21 protein-coding genes, 1 tRNA gene and 4 pseudogenes are annotated in these 21417 nt (G+C 67.3%); 15 read left to right on the top strand and 11 right to left on the bottom strand.

What is annotated here, in order from left to right:
• Window positions 1-145: 145 nt before the first annotated feature.
• The 3 genes from GJV80_RS10155 to ilvC all read left to right on the top strand — a co-directional run bounded on the left by GJV80_RS10155 (window position 146) and on the right by ilvC (window position 3612).
• Window positions 146-1927: an acetolactate synthase large subunit gene (locus GJV80_RS10155; protein WP_154687796.1), complete on the top strand. Its 1782-nt coding sequence runs from the start codon at window positions 146-148 to the stop codon at window positions 1925-1927.
• Entirely contained in the window at window positions 1924-2484 is a 561-nt protein-coding gene (gene ilvN, locus GJV80_RS10150) for an acetolactate synthase small subunit (protein WP_154687795.1), read from the top strand. Before GJV80_RS10155 ends, ilvN begins: the two co-directional genes overlap by 4 nt.
• A 108-nt stretch (window positions 2485-2592) precedes the next feature.
• Window positions 2593-3612 carry a ketol-acid reductoisomerase gene (ilvC, locus tag GJV80_RS10145; protein WP_154690174.1) on the top strand — a complete coding sequence of 340 codons (1020 nt, stop codon included), beginning with the start codon at window positions 2593-2595 and terminating at the stop codon, window positions 3610-3612.
• 79 nt (window positions 3613-3691) lie between these two features.
• Here the strand turns inward: ilvC and GJV80_RS10140 are convergent, their stop codons facing one another.
• On the bottom strand, window positions 3692-4234 hold the full coding sequence (locus GJV80_RS10140) for a hypothetical protein (protein WP_154687794.1): 543 nt from the start codon (window positions 4232-4234) through the stop codon (window positions 3692-3694).
• 159 nt (window positions 4235-4393) lie between these two features.
• On the opposite strand from GJV80_RS10140, the pseudogene GJV80_RS25040 reads away from it, so the two are divergent.
• Window positions 4394-5098, top strand: a pseudogene (locus GJV80_RS25040) (phytanoyl-CoA dioxygenase family protein); the annotation flags it as partial.
• A 387-nt stretch (window positions 5099-5485) separates the two neighbouring features.
• Here GJV80_RS25040 and GJV80_RS25035 read toward each other — a convergent pair.
• A pseudogene (locus GJV80_RS25035) lies at window positions 5486-5566 on the bottom strand (hypothetical protein); the annotation flags it as partial.
• A gap of 319 nt (window positions 5567-5885) precedes the next feature.
• Window positions 5886-6659, bottom strand: a complete 774-nt coding sequence (locus tag GJV80_RS10125; RefSeq protein ID WP_154687793.1) for a phytanoyl-CoA dioxygenase family protein — start codon at window positions 6657-6659, stop codon at window positions 5886-5888.
• Here GJV80_RS10125 and GJV80_RS25030 point away from each other — a divergent pair.
• Both GJV80_RS25030 and GJV80_RS10115 read left to right on the top strand, forming a co-directional pair.
• A pseudogene (locus GJV80_RS25030) lies at window positions 6658-7023 on the top strand (hypothetical protein); the annotation flags it as partial. The gene GJV80_RS10125 and the pseudogene GJV80_RS25030 sit on opposite strands and share 2 nt — an antisense overlap.
• Window positions 7024-7145: 122 nt before the next feature.
• Window positions 7146-7571, top strand: coding sequence for a helix-turn-helix domain-containing protein (locus GJV80_RS10115; protein WP_230208328.1), 426 nt, complete (start codon window positions 7146-7148; stop codon window positions 7569-7571).
• A gap of 38 nt (window positions 7572-7609) precedes the next feature.
• Here GJV80_RS10115 and GJV80_RS10110 read toward each other — a convergent pair whose 3' ends face one another.
• Complete coding sequence (locus GJV80_RS10110) at window positions 7610-8173, bottom strand: O-methyltransferase (RefSeq protein ID WP_154687790.1); 564 nt, start codon at window positions 8171-8173, stop codon at window positions 7610-7612.
• A gap of 264 nt (window positions 8174-8437) precedes the next feature.
• Complete coding sequence (locus GJV80_RS10105; protein ID WP_154690173.1) at window positions 8438-9529, bottom strand: 3-isopropylmalate dehydrogenase; 1092 nt, start codon at window positions 9527-9529, stop codon at window positions 8438-8440.
• Between the two features lie 47 nt (window positions 9530-9576).
• On the opposite strand from GJV80_RS10105, the gene GJV80_RS10100 reads away from it, so the two are divergent.
• From GJV80_RS10100 to cimA, 3 genes are all read left to right on the top strand, one after another.
• Window positions 9577-10653: a branched-chain amino acid aminotransferase gene (locus tag GJV80_RS10100; protein ID WP_154687789.1), complete on the top strand. Its 1077-nt coding sequence runs from the start codon at window positions 9577-9579 to the stop codon at window positions 10651-10653.
• A gap of 5 nt (window positions 10654-10658) precedes the next feature.
• The gene (locus GJV80_RS10095; RefSeq protein ID WP_154687788.1) at window positions 10659-11120 is read left to right on the top strand and encodes an NUDIX domain-containing protein; all 462 of its coding nucleotides are present in this window, start codon (window positions 10659-10661) and stop codon (window positions 11118-11120) included.
• Between the two features lie 198 nt (window positions 11121-11318).
• On the top strand, window positions 11319-12935 hold the full coding sequence (gene cimA / locus GJV80_RS10090) for a citramalate synthase (protein WP_154690172.1): 1617 nt from the start codon (window positions 11319-11321) through the stop codon (window positions 12933-12935).
• Here the strand turns inward: cimA and GJV80_RS10085 are convergent.
• The 4 genes from GJV80_RS10085 to GJV80_RS10070 are packed head-to-tail and all read right to left on the bottom strand — an operon-like array spanning window position 12916 to window position 16112.
• Window positions 12916-13476, bottom strand: coding sequence for a chloramphenicol phosphotransferase CPT family protein (locus GJV80_RS10085; protein WP_230208327.1), 561 nt, complete (start codon window positions 13474-13476; stop codon window positions 12916-12918). The two genes, cimA and GJV80_RS10085, sit on opposite strands and share 20 nt — an antisense overlap.
• Complete coding sequence (locus tag GJV80_RS10080; protein WP_154687787.1) at window positions 13473-14120, bottom strand: GNAT family N-acetyltransferase; 648 nt, start codon at window positions 14118-14120, stop codon at window positions 13473-13475. The genes GJV80_RS10085 and GJV80_RS10080 overlap by 4 nt, the downstream gene beginning before the upstream one ends.
• A gap of 19 nt (window positions 14121-14139) precedes the next feature.
• Window positions 14140-14787, bottom strand: coding sequence for a GNAT family N-acetyltransferase (locus GJV80_RS10075; protein ID WP_154687786.1), 648 nt, complete (start codon window positions 14785-14787; stop codon window positions 14140-14142).
• Between the two features lie 41 nt (window positions 14788-14828).
• On the bottom strand, window positions 14829-16112 hold the full coding sequence (locus GJV80_RS10070; protein ID WP_154687785.1) for a thymidine phosphorylase: 1284 nt from the start codon (window positions 16110-16112) through the stop codon (window positions 14829-14831).
• A gap of 23 nt (window positions 16113-16135) precedes the next feature.
• On the opposite strand from GJV80_RS10070, the gene GJV80_RS10065 reads away from it, so the two are divergent.
• From GJV80_RS10065 to GJV80_RS10050, 6 genes and pseudogenes are all read left to right on the top strand, one after another.
• On the top strand, window positions 16136-16936 hold the full coding sequence (locus GJV80_RS10065; RefSeq protein ID WP_154687784.1) for a fumarylacetoacetate hydrolase family protein: 801 nt from the start codon (window positions 16136-16138) through the stop codon (window positions 16934-16936).
• 48 nt (window positions 16937-16984) lie between these two features.
• On the top strand, window positions 16985-17845 hold the full coding sequence (locus tag GJV80_RS25025; RefSeq protein WP_370518834.1) for a glutamate--tRNA ligase: 861 nt from the start codon (window positions 16985-16987) through the stop codon (window positions 17843-17845).
• A pseudogene (locus GJV80_RS25020) lies at window positions 17727-17996 on the top strand (glutamate--tRNA ligase family protein); the annotation flags it as partial. The gene GJV80_RS25025 and the pseudogene GJV80_RS25020, both read left to right, overlap by 119 nt.
• Window positions 17994-18563, top strand: coding sequence for a hypothetical protein (locus tag GJV80_RS25015; protein ID WP_370518850.1), 570 nt, complete (start codon window positions 17994-17996; stop codon window positions 18561-18563). The pseudogene GJV80_RS25020 and the gene GJV80_RS25015, both read left to right, overlap by 3 nt.
• Window positions 18564-18573: 10 nt before the next feature.
• The gene (locus GJV80_RS10055; RefSeq protein WP_154687783.1) at window positions 18574-19491 is read left to right on the top strand and encodes a CPBP family intramembrane glutamic endopeptidase; all 918 of its coding nucleotides are present in this window, start codon (window positions 18574-18576) and stop codon (window positions 19489-19491) included.
• Window positions 19492-19612: 121 nt separating this feature from the next.
• Window positions 19613-19687 (top strand) — tRNA-Gln (locus GJV80_RS10050).
• 75 nt (window positions 19688-19762) lie between these two features.
• Here GJV80_RS10050 and GJV80_RS10045 read toward each other — a convergent pair.
• On the bottom strand, window positions 19763-20530 hold the full coding sequence (locus GJV80_RS10045) for a nucleotidyltransferase domain-containing protein (protein ID WP_154687782.1): 768 nt from the start codon (window positions 20528-20530) through the stop codon (window positions 19763-19765).
• A gap of 52 nt (window positions 20531-20582) precedes the next feature.
• Window positions 20583-21305, bottom strand: coding sequence for an IclR family transcriptional regulator (locus GJV80_RS10040; RefSeq protein ID WP_154687781.1), 723 nt, complete (start codon window positions 21303-21305; stop codon window positions 20583-20585).
• Window positions 21306-21417: the final 112 nt, after the last annotated feature.

The following is a 21417-nucleotide window of genomic DNA, read 5'->3' as shown; positions in this document are numbered from 1 at the left end:
CGATTCTCGTACTCAGAAAGCGCGCCGGCTGAGCAAGGCTCCACACCGACGCGCTCCCTCGTCTGCCTAACGGCGGCGGGGGTTTTTGTTTGTACGGAGCTGTGTACCGAAAACGTGGCACATCCACCGAGGCAGGAGTTTGGACATGGCTGAGGAGCGGTCCGAGAACAGCTCGGCCGACCCCGCGACTGCGGGAGCGGCCCTGACCGGAGCGCAGGCGTTGGTCCGGTCGCTGGAACGTGTCGGGGCCGACGTCGTATTCGGGATCCCCGGGGGAGCGATCCTCCCCGCCTACGACCCGCTCTACGACTCCGAGGCCGTACGGCACATCCTGGTCCGCCACGAGCAGGGCGCAGGACATGCCGCCGAGGGCTATGCGATGGTCACCGGCAAGGTGGGCGTCTGCATGGCCACCTCCGGCCCCGGTGCGACCAATCTGGTCACCGCGATCGCCGATGCGCACATGGACTCGGTCCCGATCGTCGCCATCACCGGCCAGGTCGGTTCCGGCTCGATCGGCACCGACGCCTTCCAGGAAGCCGACATCACCGGCATCACCCTGCCGATCACCAAGCACAGCTTCCTGGTGAAGAAGGCCGAGGACATCCCGCACGCCATCGCCGCGGCGTTCCACATCGCGGCGACCGGTCGGCCCGGTCCGGTGCTGGTCGACATCACCAAGGACGCGTTGCAGGGCACAGCACCCTTCCGCTGGCCCAAGCGGCTGGACCTCCCGGGCTACCGTCCGGTCACCAAACCGCACAACAAGCAGATCCGGGAGGCGGCAAAGTTGATCAATGCCGCCCAGCATCCGGTGCTGTACGTCGGCGGCGGCGTGGTCAAGTCCGGTGCGTCGGAGGTGCTTCGCCGACTGGTCGACCTGACCGGCATCCCGGTGGTCACCACGCTGATGGCTCGTGGCGCCCTGCCGGACAGCCACCCGCTCAACTACGGCATGCCCGGCATGCACGGCGCGGTCGCCGCCGTGGGCGCATTGCAGCGAAGCGACCTGTTGATCTCCCTCGGCGCCCGGTTCGACGACCGGGTGACCGGCGACCTCGCCTCGTTCGCTCCGGGTGCCAAGGTCATCCATGCCGACATCGACCCGGCGGAGATCAGCAAGAACCGGCAGGCCGACGTGCCGATCGTCGGTGACTGCACCGAGGTGATCACCGAGCTGACCACGGTGCTGCAGGCCGACCGCCCGCTCCCGGACTTCGGTCCGTGGAAGGCCTACCTGGACGACCTCGCCGCCCGCTACCCGACCGGCTACGACGAGCCGGCGGACGGGACCCTGTCCCCACAACACGTGATCCAGCGGATCGGTGAGCTGACCGGTCCGGACGCGTACTACGTCACCGGTGTCGGCCAGCACCAGATGTGGTCGGCACACTTCCTACCCTTCGAACGGTCAGGGCACTGGCTGAACTCCGGGGGCCTGGGCACGATGGGTTACGGCGTGCCCGCCGCGATGGGTGCCAAGGTCGGGAAGCCCGACGCCACCGTCTGGTGTATTGACGGTGACGGCTGCTTCCAGATGACCAACCAGGAGCTGGTCACCTGTGCTTTGGAAGGCATCCCGGTCAAGATCGCGGTGATCAACAACCAGAGCCTCGGCATGGTCCGGCAATGGCAGACCCTCTTCTATCAGGGCCGCTATTCCAACACCGATCTGAAGACCAACCGGATTCCGGACTTCCAGAAGCTGGCCGAGGCGATGGGTTGTGTCGGGCTGCGGGCCGAGACGCCGGACGAGGTCGACTCGGTGATCGACAAGGCGCTCTCGATCAACGACGCGCCGGTGGTTGTGGAATTCGTGGTGCACAAGGATGCGATGGTCTGGCCGATGGTCGCTGCCGGCACCAGCAACGACGCGATCAAGATCGCTCGTGATCTTGCTCCGAACTGGGAAGGGGACGAGCTGTGACCAGTCGCACGCTGTCGGTTCTCGTCGAGAACAAACCCGGTGTGCTCGCCCGGGTGGCCGGACTGTTCTCCCGGCGGGGCTTTAACATCGACTCGCTCGCCGTCGGGCCGACCGAACACCCGGACACCTCACGGATCACCATTGCCACCGACGTCGACGACGCGGTGCTGGAGCAGCTGACCAAACAGCTGAACAAGCTGGTCGAGGTCCTCAAGATCGTCGAGCTCGACCCGGACTCGATCCGCTCCGAACTGATCCTGGTCAAGGTGCGCGCCGACCAGCAGACCCGCGGCCAGGTGCTGGAGATCGTCCAGCTCTTCAAGGCGAAGTCGGTCGACGTCACCGCAGACACCATCGCCATCCAGGCGACCGGGAACCCGGACAAACTCAACTCCCTGCTCGCGATGCTGGAACCGTACGGCATCCGTGAGCTGGTGCAGTCCGGGCTGGTGGCCCTGGGCCGCGGCAGTCGGTCGATCACCGATCGCACGCCCAGGGCGGACCGCTCCGGCGATCGTGGCGGCGACCGGAACAAGGCCATCCGCGCGATCTCCTGATCCGACCACCGTGGCCGGATCAGCCGACGCCGGGTCGTACGATTCCGGTGCCGACGCAACACCCTCAACCGAACGAATTTCAGGAGTTGGAACCAAGTGCCCGCACAAATGTTCTATGACGACGACGCCGATCTCTCGGTGATCCAGGGACGCAACGTCGCGATCCTCGGCTTCGGCAGCCAGGGGCATGCGCACGCGCTGTCCCTGCGCGACTCGGGCGTCGACGTACGCGTCGGCCTTCCGGAGGGCAGCCGGAGCCGCGCCAAGGCCGAGGCCCAGGGTCTGCGGGTGCTCACCCCGTACGAGGCGTGCGAGGAAGCCGATCTGATCATGGTGCTGACCCCGGACCCGAGTCAGCGCAAGGTGTACGAGGAGGCGATCGCCCCCAACCTGGTGCCGGGCGACGCGATCTTCTTCAGCCACGGTTTCAACATCCGCTACGGCTACATCAAGCCCCCGGAGGGCGTAGACGTCGCCATGGTCGCACCGAAGGGACCCGGCCACCTGGTCCGCCGGGAGTACGCCGAGGGCCGCGGTGTTCCGGTCCTGGTCGCCGTGGAGCAGGACGGCAGCGGCAAGGCCTGGGACCTGGCCCTCGCCTACGCCAAGGGCATCGGTGGCCTGCGTGCCGGTGGCATCAAGACCACCTTCACCGAGGAGACCGAGACCGATCTCTTCGGCGAGCAGGCGGTGCTCTGCGGCGGCGCCAGCAACCTGATCATGGCCGGTTTCGAGACGTTGACCAACGCCGGCTACCAGCCGGAGGTCGCCTACTTCGAGTGCCTGCACGAGCTGAAGCTGATCGTCGACCTGATGTATGAGGGCGGCATCGCCAAGCAGCGGTGGAGCATCTCCGACACCGCCGAATACGGCGACTATGTGTCCGGGCCGCGGGTTATCGATGATCATGTCAAGGAGTCCATGCAGGGCATCCTCAAGGACATCCAGGACGGCACGTTCGCCCAGCGTTTCATTGATGATCAGGACGCCGGTGCGCCGGAGTTCAAGCGCTTCCGCGAACAGGCCGAGCAGCACCCGATCGAGAAGGTCGGCAAGGAACTGCGCAATCTGATGGCCTGGGTCAAGAGCCATGACGACGACTACGTCGAGGGCACCGCGGCGCGCTGACCGCAATCAGCTGATCACTCCGCGAGTCGTGGTTCCGGGGGTGTCCGCCCCCGGAACCCGTCGCCACAGCGGGGAACGGCTACCGCGATTCCTCGTGGATGTTGACCAGCAGAGCGCCGTTCCTGCGATAGGCGCTGGTGACTTCGTACAACGTGTCGGCCAGCGGCCGGGAGGAGTCGCTGTCCTCCGACGCGTCGTTGGCGCGGACGCAGATCCTCTTCAGCCCGGTGGTGTCCATCACCGTGGGATGGTCGGCGACACACTTGCCGAAGGACTTCTCCAGGGATCGTAGCGTCGGCTTCTGCTTCGCCACCGGGATCTCCACCAGCGCGTCCAGGGTGAAGTCGTGGGTCGACTTGTAGTGCGAGCTGATCAACTTCGTGCCTACCGGCAGCTTGATGTCGCCCCACCACTCGATGTCGGCCCGGGTGAGATTGCCGCAGTGGTAACCGGTGAAGTCGTTCACGCAGGTCGTGCCGCGGTCGGTGACGAAAGAGAAGTAGGGCACACCCCAGCCGCCGGCGTACCGGCTCAAGATCACGAACGGGATCGCCGCGACGATGATCATGATGACGATCCCGATCAGGATCCGGCCGGCCCGGTGCCGTCTGGCAGCCGCCATGCCGCCCCCTCCTCCCGACAGGACTGGTGCACATGATGCCAACAGCCGTCGCCAGGCGCCAGCGGGCCTCGCGGCAGCTGTCAGAACGTACATTGATCTGCCAGTGTGGTCATTCCCGCTTCGACTCTATCTCTGCCAAAGTGATCATCGACCGCGAATGTGACAAGCGTCGTGAGGATAGGTAGAACCGTGATCACCATCGAGGTTCCGGAATCGGACCGGGCGGGCGGCGGACTGTCGCCGGACAGATTGAAGGCGGCGTTGGAGGCCCTGCGCCTGGACGGAGTGGTGGTGTTGGCCGATGTCGTCGACCCGGATCACCTCGACGCGCTGCACGAGCGGATGGTGAGCGACCTGGTCGCCCTGCGGGCCCGCCCGGATGCTCCCTACAACTGGACGGCCGGAAACATCCAGCAGGATCCGCCGCCGTTCCATCCGTACCTCTTCGCGGACGTCCTGTGCAATCCCCAGGCCATCGCGGTGACCTCGGCGCTGCTCGGTCCGGGTATGCGAAATGTCATGTACAGCGGGAACACTGCGTTGCCCAGCGACACCCGGCAGCCGGTCCATGCCGACATCGGCCACCTCTGGCCGTCCGACGTGCTCGAGGTGGCGCACCCGGCGGCCCAGCTGGTGGTGAACGTTCCGACGGTCGACGTGTCGGCCGAGAACGGGGCGACCGAGATCTGGCTGGGGACCCACCGCGAGGTCACCGTGGGCGTCGGGAGCGACATCGAGGTGCCGGCCGAAGCCCTCGAGGCCCGACGGGAGATCTGCCCGCCGATCCAGCCGACGATGCGGCGCGGCAGCGTGATGATCCGCGACGTGCGCCTGTGGCACGCCGGAATGCCCAACCACACCGACCGGCCGCGGCCGATGATCGCGATGATGCATGTCAGCAACTGGCTCGATGTCGGGACCCCACTGGAGTTCCCCATCGGGACGGAGAGCTTCTTCGACCATCCGGTGCTCACCACGGCGGCGCGCTTCACCGAACAGCCGACCGATCACATCCATCGCAGCCACGGATTCGGCCTGACCACCGAACCGGCGGAGCCGGCCGGTCCTGAGGGCTGGACCGTCGGGCCTCGGCCGGGGCTTCAGGCCCGCGTGTGGAGCCGAGCGACCGCGTCCTGGAAGTTGCCGTCGGCCTCGGGACGCTCGGCCACCCGCGGCAGCTCGTTGCGGCGGGTCCAGCAGCGACCAGTGCAGGTAACCGCGGACATCGCAACCGTCCTCGATCGCCCCGAGCATCCCGCTCAGCGCACCCGCGGTGTAGTCGACCCGTCGGGTGTCGTCGCCCGTGGCGATGCCGTTCTCGGTGACCAGCATCGGTGTCCCGCCGGTGACGTCACGGCTGTGCCGCAACGCCTCGCCGAGAGCCTCCGGGTGTACTCCCAACCGGTCAGCGTGCCCTCCACGTCATCCCGCCGGCAGGGCCTTCGCGCGATCCGGGCGCCGGCACGATCGAGCCGGAGCTGATCGTCGCCGATGAGCCGATCTCGAGCCTCGATGTGTCGATCCGCGCCGAGGTACTCGAGCTGTTCAACCAGTTGGTGCACGACGTGGTGTTGGGATCCTCTACATCACCCACGACCTGCTGACGAGCCTCCCGAGCGTGCCGGCAATGTCTCCTCCGGCCCAGGAGAGCTCACGCGGGGTCGGCGGCCAGCCGTCCATCGACCAGGAACGGCTCGAAGGATCCGTGCGGCTGGGTGCCCTCGGCGTTCATGATCACCTCGGGGGAGTACTGCAACAGATAGACCCGACGGAGCCGATCGGTCAGGTTCGCGCCACTGCGGTGGATGACCGTGCTCGAAAAACACACGATCGACCCGGCCGGGACGATCACTGGCATTCCCGGATCAGAGCCGAAGTAGCAGACCTGGTCACCGGTCCCGATCGGGACATGCTTGATGTAGGAGCGGATCCCGGACCTGCTGTAGGGCAGCAGGTAGACCGATCCGTTCTCCTCGGTGACGTCGTCCAGGGCGATCCAACAGGTCAGGTACGGCGTGTGGTTCTCGTGGACGTAGCCGGAGTCCTGGTGCCAGGCGAACGTGGTGTCGGGATCGCCCGCCTTGATCACGTACTGCTCCCAGAAGAGGTAGGCGTTCTCACCGAGCACCCGACGGCAGATGTCCTCCATGATCGGACCGAAGATGAAGTGCCGCAGCTCGGGGCGCTGCTGGTAGATCATGTTGCTGAAGTAGCGCTTGCCCTTGGCGTTGATGCCCAGCCGGTCGACGCCCGCGGCGTCCATCGCAGCGTCGAGACGGTCGATGGAGTACTGTGCCGCACTCCGCAACAGGTCAAGATCGTCGGCGCCGATCACCTTCTCAAGGATGAAATAGCCCTCGTCGCGGTACTGGGCGACCAGGTCGTCGGTGACGAGTTCGGCCCCGGGATCGTCTGTTCGGGTCATGATGATCACCTTGGCAGACGCGGGCCGGGCCAAGGAATGCTCAGCGTGGCTGGTCCATGAATGTTCTGGCGACGCGGTCCTATTTGCGCAGTATCGTGTCGCCATGCCGGGCGGATACCAGCGGATCACCATGTCCGACCAGGACCCGACTCCGTTCGGCAGGGTGTTGTTGGCCGGTGAGGTCAGCGACGCCGAACCGCTGGTGCCCGGCCCACTGCATTCCCTGTCCGGCACCGTCATCTCGCTGGTCACCGAGGGGGAGGGCTACTACCGGCACGCCGACCTGCGGACCGAATCCATCGTCGGTCCGTCCCTGACGGTGGTCCTTCCCGGGGAGCCGCATTGGTACGGCACTCACCCGGGACGCCGCTGGAGCGAGTGGTTCGCCGTCGTGGAAGGGCCGGTGTTCGACCTGATCCGGCAGTCGGGGCGCCTGACCTGGTCGGGTCCCCGACCGCTGGCCAGGGGGTACGGACGGCCGACCTGGTGCTGTTGTTGCGCCGCGCCCCGCCGCGTTCGGGCGCCGAACAGCAGATCTGGGCGCTGGCCGGTTGGCTCGCGGACGCACTTGCCCCGGCGGTCGACGACGAGACGGCGCGTTGCGACGAGGCGGCCTCCATGCTCAGCGAGGATCTGCACCGGCAGCTGACGATGCGCGAGGTGGCTGCCCGGCTCGATCTTGACTACGACCGCTTCCGCCGGGTCTTCCGGGACCGCTTCGGCCGCTCACCGCTCGCCTTCCGCAACGACCGGCGACTCGACGTCGCCGCAACCCTGTTGCGAGCCACCAATCTGACCTGTCGGGAGATCGCCCGGCGGATCGGCTTCTCCGACGAATTCCACCTGTCGCGGCGTTTCCGCACCCGCTACCAGATGTCGCCGACCGCCTACCGGAGAGGCTCCGGCGACTGACCCGGGATCACCCGGATGGCCTGATCCCGAGTGGGGGGCTAGCGCTTGACCGCGATCAGCACCGAGGTGTCGGAGGCGACCATCACATCGGCGCTGGTGAAACGCTCGTCGGCCAGCCACTCCTGGCGGAGTTGGTCGACCCGGCCCGAGTCCATCGGTGGCCAGTCGGCACTCGGCGTGAAATCGTCGATCACGATCATCCCGCCGGTCTCCAGCATGTCGACGATCTCCTCCCGCGGAGAATGCCTGGCGCTCTCGGCGTCGATGAAGATCAGTGAGAACGGTGCGTGCTCGGCCAGGGACGCCCAGTCGGCGTGCATCACGTCGATGTCGTCGCCGGCGAACATCTCCATCACGCCGTGGGCGAGTTCGGGATCCAGTTCGGCGGTGAGCACCCGGGTGGCCTTGGGGGCACCGGTCCGCAGCCAGGCGGCGCCGACTCCGCATCCTGTGCCGCATTCGGCCATCGTGCCGCTCCGGGTGGCGGCCAGGGTGGCCAGCAGCCGCCCGGTCTCGGTGCGAGACGTCATCACGTATCCGTGCTGCAGCGACATCCGCAGCGCACGGGTGACGATCTCGGGCAGATCCGGTGGGGCGCTCACCAGACCAGTGTTCCATCGCAGACACCAATTGTCCAGCATACGAGACTGTCGTCCCATTATCTGGCGGAAATAGTCGGACGTCCTAATATTTCCGGTGCCATGTACGAGATGTATCCGGACTGGTGGGGCGGGCCCCGAACGGCCGACCGCGAGTCATCACGCGAACAGGTCGCCGACCGACCGCGACGGCGGGCACGGAGGACTCACGAGGACCGGCCCGCCGTCATCCGGAACGCCATCCGGAATCAGGCCGGCCGCGAGCGATCAGACAGCTGACGCGATCGCGTCGCCGATCTCGGAGGTGCTGCGCTGCTGTTGGGTCGAGCGGCGGCCGATGTCAGCCAATACCGCCGTCTCCACCCGACCGGCCTCCTCGGCCATTCCGAGATGATCAAGTAGCAACGCCACCGACAGGATCGTCGCTGTCGGATCGGCGACTCCACGACCGGCAATGTCAGGAGCAGACCCGTGGACCGGCTCGAACATCGAGGGATGGGCCCCGTCGGGGTTGATGTTGCCGCTGGCCGCCAGCCCGATGCCGCCGGTGACCGCACCCGCCAGGTCGGTGATGATGTCACCGAAGAGGTTGTCGGTGACGATCACGTCGAATCGTGCCGGATCGGTGGCCAGGAAGATCGTCGCCGCGTCGACGTGCAGATAGTCGGTGTCGACATCCGGGTACTCCGCGGCCACCGATTCGAAGATCCGACGCCACAAGCCGCCGGCATTGACCAACACGTTGTGCTTGTGCACCAGGGTGATCCTGCCGCGGCGCCGCGCTGCGCGGGCGAACGCGTCACGGACCACCCGCTCGACACCGTAGGCAGTGTTGACGCTCACCTCGGTGGCGATCTCGGCCGGTGTGCCGGCACGTACCACGCCACCGTTGCCGACGTACAAGCCTTCGGTGCCCTCGCGGACGACGACGAAATCCACGTCCTTGCCGGCGACGACCGAGTCGGCCAGCGGCGTCGGGATGCCCGGGTAGATCCTGCTGGGGCGCAGATTCACGTAATGGTCGAAGGCGAATCTGATCTTGAGGATCAGCCCCCGCTCCAGGATGCCGCTGGGCATCGTCTTGTCGCCAGGCGCCGCACCGACGGCACCGAACAGGATGGCGTCGGCCTGCCGCAGTTCGTCCAGCACGGAATCGGGAAGCACCTCGCCGGTCCGCTTCCACCGCTGCGCGCCGAGGTCGTAGTCGGTGAGCTCGAACTGTGCCGGGGCGACCGCCTGCAGCACCTTCACACCCTCGGCAACCACCTCCGGACCGATGCCGTCGCCGCCGATCACTGCCAGATTTCTGCTCGTCACCCGGGCATCGTAGCCAGCAGCTCCTGCCCCGGGAGCCACCATCTCGTTCACCAACACAGCCGATGAAAGCGAGTGCTACCGTGCCGATCATGTTCGAGGTCCACCAGAATCCGCAGCCGCGCACCGAGGCCGAGCGGGCGGCGATCCTCGCCGACCCGGGATTCGGGTTGCATTTCAGTGATCACATGGCACTGGCCACCTGGACCGCCGACCTGGGCTGGCACGACCGGGAGGTCGGCGCCTACCGACCGTTCCAACTCGACCCGGCCAGTGCGGTGTTGCATTACGCGCAGGAGATCTTCGAAGGCCTGAAGGCGTACCGACACGCCAATGATTCGATCTGGCTCTTCCGTCCGGACAAGAACGCCGAACGGTTCGCCCGGTCCGCTGCCCGGTTGGCGCTTCCGGTGCTGCCGACCGAGGACTTCCTGTCCAGCATCGAGACCCTGGTCACCACCGACCAGGCCTGGGTGCCCGGCGGCGGGGAGAGCAACCTCTACATCCGGCCGTTCATGTTCGCCAACGAGGTGTTCCTCGGCGTCCGGCCGGCACGGACGGTCACCTACTGCTGTATCGCGAGCCCCGCCGCGGCGTACTTCCCCAACGGCGTGCAACCGGTGAACATCTGGCTCTCGATGAACTACGTGCGGGCAGCCGGTCCGGGCGGGATGGGTGCGGCCAAGACCGGCGGCAACTACGCCGCCAGTCTGGTGGCCCAGCAGGAGGCGTACGAACACGGATGTGAGCAGGTGCTCTTCCTGGACGGCGCCGAGCGGAAATGGGTCGAGGAACTCGGTGGCATGAACGTCTACCTGGTCGCCGGCGATGAGTTGATCACCCCGGCACTGGAGGGCACCATCCTCGAGGGTGTCACCAGGGACTCGGTGCTGACCCTCGGTGCGGAGCGCGGACTGGTGATCCAGGAGCGCAGGATCGCCATCGACGAGGTGCTCGACGGCATCGAATCGGGCGCCATCACTGAGATCTTCGCCTGTGGAACAGCGGCAGTGATCAATCCGATCGGATCGATCAAGACCGCCGAGAAGACCTACACCATCAACGGCGGGCAGTCGGGTCCACACACCGACGGTCTTCGCAGCACCCTGCTGGACATCCAGTACGGACGCGCCGAGGACACCCACGGCTGGATGCACAAGGTCTGCTGACCCCGGTGACCAACCGCTGGGACCTGCTGGCCGGCATCTGGAAGCGCCTGCACGGTCCGGCCCAGTGGCGCATCCTGTGGTGCAGGCACGCCACCTTCATGATCGGCGTCACCGGTGCCGTTCTTGATGATGCCGACCGCGTCCTGCTGCTGAAGCATCGATTCTGGAAGGACAACCCCTGGGGTACACCGTCGGGCTACTTGGAACGCGGTGAGGCGATCGAGGACGGCTTCGCCCGCGAGGTCCGTGAGGAGACCGGCCTGACGGTCGACCAGGTGCGGGTCATCAAGATCAACTCCGGGTTCCGGTTGCGCATCGAGGTCGGCGTCGTGGCCCGCGTCTCCGGCTCGGCGGAGCCGACGATCGACGGCGTCGAGGTCGAGGAGGCTCGCTTCTTCCCTGTCGCGGACCTGCCCGACGATCTGCGTGCCGCCCAGCGCGCGGTGATCGAGGCGGCCCTCGGCTGAGCCGAACAGTCTCAGGATTCGGACGAAACTGTGGCGAATCGTCCCGAGCGGGTGCAGACTGCTCCCATGGCATTCCAGGCCATCATCATTAGCTAGCGCGCTGAGCGGCTGCCCACGAGACAGCACCCAGCGCGCCAACCTCCTGTGCTCCCGCCGGGAGGTTTTTTCATGCCCACCAACCGAAACGTCCGAGGAACCATGTCAACCACACCGTCGGCACCGCATCCGCGGCCCGCCGAGTTCCATGTGTACGACACCACGCTGCGCGACGGCGCACAGCAGGAGGGCCTGCGGCTCTCCGTCCAGGACAAGCTGCACATCGCGGGCTACCTGGACGAACTCGGGGTGGACTACATCGAGGGCGGCTGGCCCGGAGCCAATCCCAACGACACGGCCTTCTTCGCGGCAGCCACCTCCGGCGAGCTGACGCTGAAGAACGCGACCCTGGCGGCCTTCGGCTTCACCCGCCGGGTCGGGGGACGGGCGGCCGACGACCCGCTGACCGCCGCGCTCCGCGACTCCGGCGCCTCCGTTGCCTGTGTGGTGGCCAAGAGTCATGATCAACACGTCCTCCGGGCGCTGCGCACCTCCCTGGAGGAGAACCTGGCGATGATCACCGACACGGTGAGCCACCTGGTCGCCCAGGGACAGCGGGTGTTCCTGGACTGCGAGCACTTCTTCGACGGCTTCCGGGATAACAAGGCTTACGCCCTTGAGGTGGTCCGCACTGCGATGCAGGCCGGTGCCGAGGTCGCTGTGCTGTGCGATACCAACGGCGGCATGCTGCCCAGCTGGGTCGGCGAGATCGTCAGCGAGGTCGCCGAGCGCACCGAGGCCCGGCTCGGCATGCATGCTCACAACGACACCGGGTGCGCGGTCGCCAACACGATGGCCGCGGTCGACGCCGGTGCGATGCACGTCCAAGGAACCATCAACGGCTACGGGGAACGGACCGGCAATGCCGACCTGATCCCGATCGTGGCCAATCTCGAGCTGAAGTACGGCTGGCAGCTGCTGCCGGCCGGATCGCTGGCCGAGGCGACGCGACTATCCCATGCGATCGCCGAGGTGACGAATGTTCCACCGAGCAATCGTCAACCCTATGTTGGTCTGTCGTCCTTCACCCACAAGGCGGGGCTGCACGCCAGCGCGATCAAGGTCGACCCGAATCTCTACCAGCACATCGATCCGGCGCTGGTCGGCAATGACATGCGGATGCTCGTGTCCGACATGGCGGGCCGGGCCAACATCCAGATCAAGGGTGGCGAGCTCGGTTTCGACCTGTCCGATCGGGACCTGGCGGCGAAGATCACCGACAAGGTCAAGGAGCGCGAGGCGGACGGCTACACCTATGAGGGTGCCGACGCCAGCTTCGAGCTGCTGCTGCGCAGCGAACTTGATCAATTGCCGGAGTTCTTCGTCGCCCGGTCCTGGCGGGTCTTCACCCACTCCGGCAAGGACGGCGAGATCGACACCGAGGCCACGATCAAACTCGAGGCGGGTGGCACCGCCACCCGGGTCGTCGGCGAGGGCAACGGTCCGGTGAACGCACTTGATCATGCTCTCCGGCAGGCGCTGCTGCCGGTCTATCCGGTCGTCGACCGGTTCGAGTTGAGCGACTACCGGGTCCGGATCCTCGATCAGGGACACGGCACGGACGCGACGATCCGCGTGCTGATCCAGACGACCGATGGGCTGCACACCTGGACAACCGTCGGCGTCGGCCAGAATGTGATCGAAGCGTCCTGGGAAGCGCTCAGCGAGGCATACAGCTATGGCCTGCTGCGTTCAGCGGTCATGGTTCCGGGAAGCTGATCACCGGCTGCTCCGGCCGGAGGTCGAACGACGCGATGATCGTTTCGGCACTGCGTTCGGGATCACTGCTGTCGGTGTCGATGGTCAGTTCGGCGGTGGGGAACTCGACCGGTGAATGATGCTTCCGTCCGGCGCGGAGCAGTTCGACATCGGCCAGTTTGCCGACCGCGACCCGGCTGGGGTTGGCGATCCTCGCCTCCTGGGTCCGTTCGCTGACCTCCAGCCGGACCGAGCACAGCCGGCCGCCGTTGTCCTCGACCGCAGCCCGCAACCGATCCGGGAATCCGAACTGCACGGTCGACTCCGGGGCAAAGGTGAAGATCACCGACCGGCCGGTCCGTGCCGCATCGGTGATCACCGAGAGCCAGATCTGCTCCCGGAGGCGAACGAAGGGTTCGGAGCCGAACGGGAAGACCGTTGTCAGCATGTTGACCGTCAGGTGGTTGTGGAAGACCGGGTAACCGAGCCTGCGCCCCATCGCCCGTGCCGTGGTGAGCTTGCCCGACGCAGGCCCGCCGTGCAGGAAGACCAGGTTCATCATCGGTCCACCTTCAGGAAGCTACGCAGCGGCCGCGCTCCGGTGACCTGCACCGGCTCGTCACCGCGGACGAAATCCTCCGGCGCCAGCACCAGGCGTTCGATCACACCGACCGTGCCGCGGCGGGCCAGTCGTTGTGTGCCGTTGGGCCGATAGCCGACCTTGCGGCTGACCGCCTTCGACGCCGGGTTGTCGGTGAAAGCTCCGGAGGTGATCTCCGTCGCGCCCAGTTCGTCGAACAGGAAGGCGCAGATCGCGCGGCGCATCCGGGTGCCGATGCCCCGGCCGTGGAACCGTCGTGCCAACCAGGATCCCGTCTCACCGGTCCGGGTGACCGCGAAGTCCTGCGCCGAGAATCCCTGGATCCCGACCATCTCGCCGGCCTGGCGGACGGCGAACTCCAGGCTGAACCGGGCCGGGGACAGCTGCGACCGCACCTGCCAGTGGTACCGCACGAAGTTGGCCGGCAGTTCGGCAGGGTCCACGTCGGTCCAGGGGAAGGAGAAGGGCATCCGGTCCGGGTCGTGGATGCCGGACAGGACCAGATCGACCAGCTCCGGCAGGTCGTCGTCGCGGACCACCCGCATCGACAGCTCGCCGCTGGTGATCGTCACCGCGTACGGCGGCCAGATCTCTTCCATGATCATTGCCGACTCATCTCTCCGCTCACTTCTCGATCTCCAGGAACCGGCGGACAGCCTCGGCGCCGCGCACGGTGATCGGGTCGGCGCCGCGGACGAAGGCGTCGGCGGTGAGCAGCAGCGACCGGTGCTCGGTGGGGACACCGCGGCGGACGACGACGTCGACACCGTTGGTGCGATAGCCGAGTCTACGGCTGACGCCGAGCGACGGTGCGTTGTCGGCGAACGCCCCGGAGGTCATCCGGGTGGCACCGAGCTCGTCGAACGCGAAAGCGCAGACGGCCTGCCGCATCCGCGTGCCGATGTGCTGGTGATGGAAGCGCCGACCGAGCCACGATCCGGTCGAGCAGGTCCGGGCGATCATGAAGTCCTTGCCACCGACGTCCTGGGTGCCGACCAGCTCACCGTCGCGGCGGACTGCGAACCGCAGCGTCCAGTCCTTCGGTGTCATGGCTGCTCTGGTGGCCCAGTGGAAGCGGACGAAGTTGGCCGGGAGATCGTCCCGTGGTGCGTCGGTCCACTCCACGCCGAACGGCATGAAGTCGGGATCGTGGACCCCGTCCAACACCAGGTCGACGAATTCGGGCGCGTCGTCATCGGTGATGATCGACAACCGCAGGTCGCCGGCAGTGATCACCAACCCGTAGGGTGGCCAGATCGCGGCGAGGTCCATGGACCAAGCCTGCCGGGGAGCGACGGCTTGACGCCAGTTCTTTAGTCGATGCGGTCGATGATCAGCGGACCGGCGGACGGCGGGTGATCACTGACCGCCCAGGCGCCGTCGAGCGCGGCGACGGCGCGCGGGATCAGGTCGGGATGGTCGGTCTGCAGGGTGAACAGCGGCTGTCCCGCGGCGATCGGGTCGCCCGGTTTGGCATGCATCAGCACCCCGGCGGCTGCCTGGACCGGATCCTCCTTGCGGGCCCGTCCGGCTCCCAGCCGCCACGCCGCGACGCCGACCGGCAGGGCATCCAGCCGGGACAGGTATCCGTCCTGGTCGGCGACGACCTGTTCGGTCGTCCGGGGCCGGGGCAGTGGTGCGTCCGGATCGCCGCCCTGGGCAGCGATCATGGTCCGCCAGACGTCCATCGCCCGGCCGGAGGCGAGGACGTCCGCCGGATCGACGGTGTCCCGTCCGGCCAGTGCAAGCATCTCGCGGGCCAGCGCCAGGGTCAGCTCGACGACATCGGCCGGGCCACCGCCGGCCAGCACCTCGATCGATTCGGCCACCTCGACGGCGTTGCCGGCGGCCCGCCCGAGCGGCGTCGCCATGTCGGTGACCAACGCCACCGTCGGCAGGCCGGCGTCGGCACCGAGGCCGACCATGGTCCGGGCGAGCTGTCGTGACCTGTCGAGGTCGGTGATGAAGGCACCGCTCCCGGTCTTCACGTCCAGCACCAGGGCACCGGTGCCCTCGGCGATCTTCTTGCTCATGATCGAGGAGGCGATCAACGGGATCGACTCGACGGTTCCGGTGACGTCGCGGAGGGCGTACAACTTGCGGTCGGCAGGCGCCAGTCCGGATCCGGCGGCGCAGATCACCGCCCCGACCTCGGTCAGCTGTCGCAGCATCGCCTCATTGGTCAGCGTGGCGCGCCACCCCGGGATCGCCTCCAGCTTGTCCAGGGTGCCTCCCGTATGGCCCAGGCCCCGGCCGGACAACTGCGGCACGGCGAGACCGCAGGCGGCCACCAGCGGCGCCAGCGGCAGGGTGATCTTGTCTCCGACCCCGCCGGTGGAGTGCTTGTCCACCGTCGGCCGGTCGAGGCCGGAGAAGTCCATCCGGTCCCCGGTGTTGATCATCGCCGTGGTCCAGGCGGACAGTTCGGCGCCGTTCAGGCCATGGAAGAAGACGGCCATCGCCATGGCCGCCATCTGCTCGTCGGCGACCGTGCCTGAGGCGTACCGGCTGATCAACCAGTCGATCGCGGCGGGGCTGAGTGTGCCCCCGTCCCGCTTGAGCTTGATCAACTCGAGGGCGTCGAACGGTTCGGCCATGGTTGGACGATAACCTCTAGGGCATGCGCATCGCCCGATTCTCCACAGGTTCGGATCCGCAGTACGGCATCGTCGAGCTCGCGGTCGACGGCGGTGAGCACCCCGACACCGTCGCGGCGCTCACCGGTGACCCGCTGGCCACCAAGGTGCAGCTCAGCGGTCAGCGGTTCCCGCTGGCCGAGGTCCGTCTGCTCGCGCCGGTCATCCCGCGCAGCAAGGTGGTGGCGGTCGGGCGCAACTATGCCGAACACGCTGCCGAACTGGGCAACGAGGTTCCCGAGACGCCGCTGATCTTCCTCAAGCCGAACACCTCGGTGATCGGGCCGGAGGACGCGATCGTCTACCCGAACTACACCAAGCAGCTCAGCTACGAGGGTGAGCTGGCGATCGTGATCGGCCGGATCTGCAAGGAGGTACCCGCCGAGCGGGTGCCCGAGGTGATCTTCGGTTACACCATCGCCAACGACGTCACCGCGCGGGACCTGCAGGGTCCTGACAAGCAGTGGGCCAGGGCCAAGGGGTCGGACACCTTCTGCCCGATCGGCCCGTGGATGGTCACCCACTTCTCGATCGAGGAGGCGGAGAACCTGATGATCACCACAACCGTCGACGACGAGCAGCGCCAGCACGACTCGACCGAGCTGATGCTGAACAAGATTGTCGACCTGGTGGTCTACATCACCAGCTTCACCACGCTGCTTCCGGGTGATGTGATCCTCACCGGCACCCCGGCGGGCGTCGGGACGATGGACGCCGGCCAGCGGGTCTCCATCGAGATCGACGGGATCGGCACGTTGAGCAACCCGGTGGTCGCAGCGGGCTGACCCGGCCGGACCCGTCGTCCGGTCGCCTCGAGGCGGCAGGAATGCACGGTGCGGTGCGCACTCAGGAGCGCGGCCGGGTCGCCGGTAGAGTTGGCCGGCGTGAGTTCCGACCGACCCGCACCGCTGACCGAGGCCGACGTCCTCGGCGATCTCGACCCGACCGCCGTACGCGTTCGCTTCCCCCCGTCGCCGACCGGCAACCTCCACGTCGGCAACGTGCGCAGCGCGCTGTTCAACTGGGCGTTCGCGCGACATCACGGCGGAACGCTGGTGCTGCGGATCGAGGACACCGATACCGCGCGGAACCAGGAGGGTTCGCTGGAGGGGCTGATCGACGCCCTGCGCTGGCTCGGACTTGACTGGGACGAGGGCCCGGAGGTCGGCGGCCCGTATGCGCCGTACGTGCAGACGCAGCGATTCGACATCTATGCCGGCGTGGTCGGCAAGCTGCTGGCGGCTGGCCATGCCTACAAGTGCTGGTGCACCCGCGAGGAGATCGAGGAGCGTCACAAGGTGGCCGGCCGGACCGGCCCGGCGGGGTACGACGGTTTCTGCCGCGACCTCACCGCGGAGCAGATCGCGGCCAGAGAGGCGGCGGGAACGCCCGCGGTGGTCCGGGTCCGGGTGCCGGACATGCCGATCGACTTCGTCGACCTGGTCCGCGGCCCGGTGCACTTCGAGCCGGACAACGTCCCGGACTACGTGATCGTCCGGGCCGACGGTTCCCCCCCTCTACACGCTGACCAATCCCACCGACGACGCGCTGATGGAGATCACCCACGTACTGCGCGGGGAGGACCTGCTCTCCTCGACGCCGCGGCAGATCGTGCTCTACCAGGCCTTCGCACAGCTGGGCATCGGCCCGGGCCGGATACCTCGGTTCGGCCACCTGCCGACCGTGTTGGGTGAGGGAAACCGGCGGCTTTCCAAGCGGGACAAGGGATCCGGGCTGGCCGAGTACCAGCAGGCGGGCTACCTGCCGGCCGGATTGCTCAACTACCTTGCCCTGCTGGGCTGGGCGATCGCCGACGACCGGGACATCTTCACCATCGACGAGATGGTTCAGGCCTTCGACATCCGCCGCGTCAACGCGAATCCGGCCCGCTTCGACCCGAAGAAGTGCCTGGCGATCAATGCCGAGCACATCCGATTGCTCAACGAGGCCGAACTGACCACCCGGATGACGCCCTACCTGACCGATGCCGGTGTGCTGTCCGACCCGCCGACCCCCGAACAGATGGACATTCTGGCCAGGGCGACCCCGCTGGTGCACGAGCGGATGAACACCCTCTCCGAATCCGTTGCGCTGTTGGGCTTCCTGTTCGCCGCCGACGAGGACATCTCGATCGCCGCCGACGCCGGTCTGAAGGCCGATGCGGTTCCGGTGCTCGATGCCGCAGCGGCTGCGATCAGCGATCTCGAGCCGTTCAGTCACGACAGCATCGAGGCTGCCCTGCGAGCTGCGTTGGTCGAGGGACTCGGCCTCAAGCCGAGGCACGCCTTCGGTCCGGTCCGTGCCGCGATCACCGGTAAGCGGATCTCTCCGCCGCTGTTCGAGTCGATGGAACTGCTCGGCAGGGAGTCCTCGCTGAATCGGATCGCCCGGGCGCGGGCGACGGTGGCCTGAGAGGCCGTCGGTGAGCATCATCCGGCCGACGTCGTATGGCGTCGAACTCAGCCCGCCGTCCGGCGTCAGCTATCCGCAGATCCTGCGGACCACCGGGTACGCCTGGTGGCGTTCCCTGCTCGGCGTGCTGATCGCGCTGTCCCTGTACTTCCTGCTGGTCGGCGTGATCAGCCAGGGCCTGATCCTGGCCGGTTTCGCAATCGTCTCTCCGGGCGGCACCTTCCAGGCGTATTACCAGAAATCGATCGCGTTCGGGACGCCGGCCGGCGTGCTGGGCACCAACCTCGGCATCGCCGCATTGATCCCGATCACCTTCCTGGTGATCATGGTCGTGCACCAGGTCCGGCCGCGCTGGCTCGGCTCGGTACGACCCCGCCTGCGGCGCGGCTACCTGCTGGTCACCCTGGCCGTCGCCGCCGTCGTACTGGCCATCAACCTGGTGCTGTCGGTGATCACCCAGAAGGCACATTTCGATCCGGTTCCCGGAGCCTGGCTGTATCTGGTGATCATCCTGATCACCTCCCCGCTGCAGGCGGCCGGTGAGGAGTATCTCTTCCGCGGCTACCTGCTGCAGGCGTTCGGCAGTGTCGTGAAGTCGCCGTGGTTCGGGATCGTCATCTCGTCCCTGGTCTTCGCACTGTTCCACGGCACCCAGAACCTGCCGCTGTTCATAGACCGGTTCGCCTTCGGACTGCTCGCGGCCATGCTGGTCACCCGAACCGGAGGCATCGAGGCCGGCATAGCCGCGCACGTGATCAACAACGTGTACGCCTTCGGGCTCGGCGCGCTGACCGGCACGCTGTCCCAGACCCGGGGACTGCAACAGATCAACTGGACCAGCGCCGCATTCGATGTCGGCACCTTCGCCCTGTTCGCGGTGGCCGCGTGGCTCGTCGCCCGGGCGATGCGGCTGAGAACGACGACCTGATCAGGGCCCGGTGGCCCGGTTGCAGCTCGACCACGTCCGGCCATCCTCCGGTTTTGGGTGTGGAGACCGATTGCAGTAGAGTTCTTCCTCGTTGCCCGGCCCTTCACGGCCGGCAATCCCATGGGGTATGGGGTAATTGGCAGCCCGACTGATTCTGGTTCAGTTAGTTCAGGTTCGAGTCCTGGTACCCCAGCCAGCCCATCCGGCGAGGGGTCACAAAAACCCTCATTTCCGCGGCGTGTCGCGATCCCGAGCAACCTGTCGGACCCGGTCAGCACACCCCGACGGCTCGCACCGCCTCGGCACAGTGATCCCTGATCTCCGAAACCAGGTCGACAAGTCGTCCCGGTGCATCGACGGCGGCCGTGAAGTGCCGGTCGAGGTGATCAAGCCCGGCGGCGCCCAGCAGTCTCTTGTCGTTGGTGATCCAGATGCCGCGCGCCGCGAGCACCGCGTGCGCCGACGCTGCCGCGGCCTGTGCGGCCAGTCCGAGAGCCAGGACCGTACGCCCTGCCGGCGCATGGTTGGCCAGCGCGTAGTCGAAGGTGCTGCCTGCCCAGTCCCACCAACTGCGTGGTGCGTCGGTCCGCAGTCGGGCCGGATAGTCGGGCCGGGCCAGTGAGCCGCGGAGCGTGACGTTCAGCGCCAGTTCGGCGACCACCAGATAGGTCGGGATGCCCAGCACGTGGAACATCAAGCGCTCCACAGTGAACCTGCCCGCCTCGGCCTCCGAGACCTGGTGCTCGACGTCGGCGAGATCGCGGTAGTGCACATCGACCCGCCGCCCGTCGATCTCGAGCCAGGCGCCGCCGTTGAACACGCCACCGCCCCAGCCACCGAGCTCCGAGACCTCGCCCGGCCAACCCAGACCGCGCAGATCGTCGGGCCGGAAGTCGCCGCGGTAGTAGACGGCCAGATCCCAGTCACTGTCCGGTCGGGCTGTGCCCTGCGCCCGCGATCCGCCGAGCGCAACGGCCTCGACGGTCGGCAGGCCGGCCAGCCGGTCGGCCACATGATCAAGGAACCTGGCGTCGTCCATGCCAAGAGCCTGTCAGGTATGCCGCCGCCCGGGCCACCGGAAAACCGGTCGGCTACTCGGTGCCCGTGCGCCGGAGGACCTCGCTGAGCCGCTCAGCCGCGGCAATCACCGCCGGTGCGTGCAGCCGGCCGGGCTGGCGGGACAGGCGTTCGATCGGTCCGGAGACGCTGACCGCGGCGATCACCTTGCCCGAGGGGGAGCGGACGGGAGCAGAAACGGAGGCCACACCGGCCTCCCGCTCACCGACCGAATGCGCCCAACCACGCCGCCGGACGGCGGCCAGGGCGACGGCGGAGTAGCGCGACCCGCGCAGCCCGCGCTGCATCCGTTCCGGCTCTTCCCAGGCCAGCAGGATCTGGGCCGCAGAACCGGCCGACATGGTCAACTGGGAACCCACCGGAACGGTGTCCCGGAGCCCGGAGGTCCGCTCCGCGGCGGCAACGCAGACGCGGTAGTCGCCCTGCCGGCGGAACAGTTGGGCGGACTCCCCGGTGATGTCCCGCAACCGCGCCAGGACCGGACCCGCGGTTGCCAGGAGGCGGTCCTCACCGGCCGCCGACGCCAGTTCACCGAGCCGCGGGCCGAGGACGAAGCGACCTTGCAGATCCCGGCTGACCAGACGATGGTGTTCCAGGGCGACCGCCAGACGATGGGCCGTCGGACGGGCCAGTCCGGTCGCCGCGACCAGCCCGGCCAGGGTGGTCGGCCCGGTCTCCAGGGCGCCGAGAACCAGCGCCGCTTTGTCGAGAACGCCGACACCGCTAGAGTTGTCCATGTCTTGATATTGCCGTCTCGGCATGTGGAATGCAAGTTCGACAGGCCGATTAATACGATCAAGATCAACAATCGCACCACGAGACACACCAACCAGACACCGCAGGTGTGGA

This window comes from Microlunatus sp. Gsoil 973 (genome assembly GCF_009707365.1).
Classification (GTDB): Bacteria; Actinomycetota; Actinomycetes; order Propionibacteriales; family Propionibacteriaceae; genus Microlunatus.
This window is presented reverse-complemented; position numbering and strand designations above follow the sequence as displayed.

Bases quoted from the DNA above. Each gene is read 5' to 3' on its own strand.
- GJV80_RS10075 (WP_154687786.1), bottom strand. From the start codon at position 14,787: ATGGACCTCGCCGCGATCTGGCCACCCTACGGGTTGGTGATCACTGCC.
- GJV80_RS10140 (WP_154687794.1), bottom strand. From the start codon at position 4,234: ATGGCGGCTGCCAGACGGCACCGGGCCGGCCGGATCCTGATCGGGATC.
- GJV80_RS10100 (WP_154687789.1), top strand. From the start codon at position 9,577: ATGTTCGAGGTCCACCAGAATCCGCAGCCGCGCACCGAGGCCGAGCGG.
- GJV80_RS10045 (WP_154687782.1), bottom strand. From the start codon at position 20,530: ATGGACGACGCCAGGTTCCTTGATCATGTGGCCGACCGGCTGGCCGGC.
- GJV80_RS10040 (WP_154687781.1), bottom strand. From the start codon at position 21,305: ATGGACAACTCTAGCGGTGTCGGCGTTCTCGACAAAGCGGCGCTGGTT.
- GJV80_RS10125 (WP_154687793.1), bottom strand. From the start codon at position 6,659: ATGACCCGAACAGACGATCCCGGGGCCGAACTCGTCACCGACGACCTG.
- GJV80_RS10155 (WP_154687796.1), top strand. From the start codon at position 146: ATGGCTGAGGAGCGGTCCGAGAACAGCTCGGCCGACCCCGCGACTGCG.
- GJV80_RS10070 (WP_154687785.1), bottom strand. From the start codon at position 16,112: ATGGCCGAACCGTTCGACGCCCTCGAGTTGATCAAGCTCAAGCGGGAC.
- GJV80_RS10080 (WP_154687787.1), bottom strand. From the start codon at position 14,120: ATGATCATGGAAGAGATCTGGCCGCCGTACGCGGTGACGATCACCAGC.
- GJV80_RS10065 (WP_154687784.1), top strand. From the start codon at position 16,136: ATGCGCATCGCCCGATTCTCCACAGGTTCGGATCCGCAGTACGGCATC.
- cimA (WP_154690172.1), top strand. From the start codon at position 11,319: ATGTCAACCACACCGTCGGCACCGCATCCGCGGCCCGCCGAGTTCCAT.
- GJV80_RS10085 (WP_230208327.1), bottom strand. From the start codon at position 13,476: ATGATGAACCTGGTCTTCCTGCACGGCGGGCCTGCGTCGGGCAAGCTC.
- GJV80_RS25015 (WP_370518850.1), top strand. From the start codon at position 17,994: ATGGTTCAGGCCTTCGACATCCGCCGCGTCAACGCGAATCCGGCCCGC.
- ilvC (WP_154690174.1), top strand. From the start codon at position 2,593: ATGTTCTATGACGACGACGCCGATCTCTCGGTGATCCAGGGACGCAAC.
- GJV80_RS10105 (WP_154690173.1), bottom strand. From the start codon at position 9,529: ATGGTGGCTCCCGGGGCAGGAGCTGCTGGCTACGATGCCCGGGTGACG.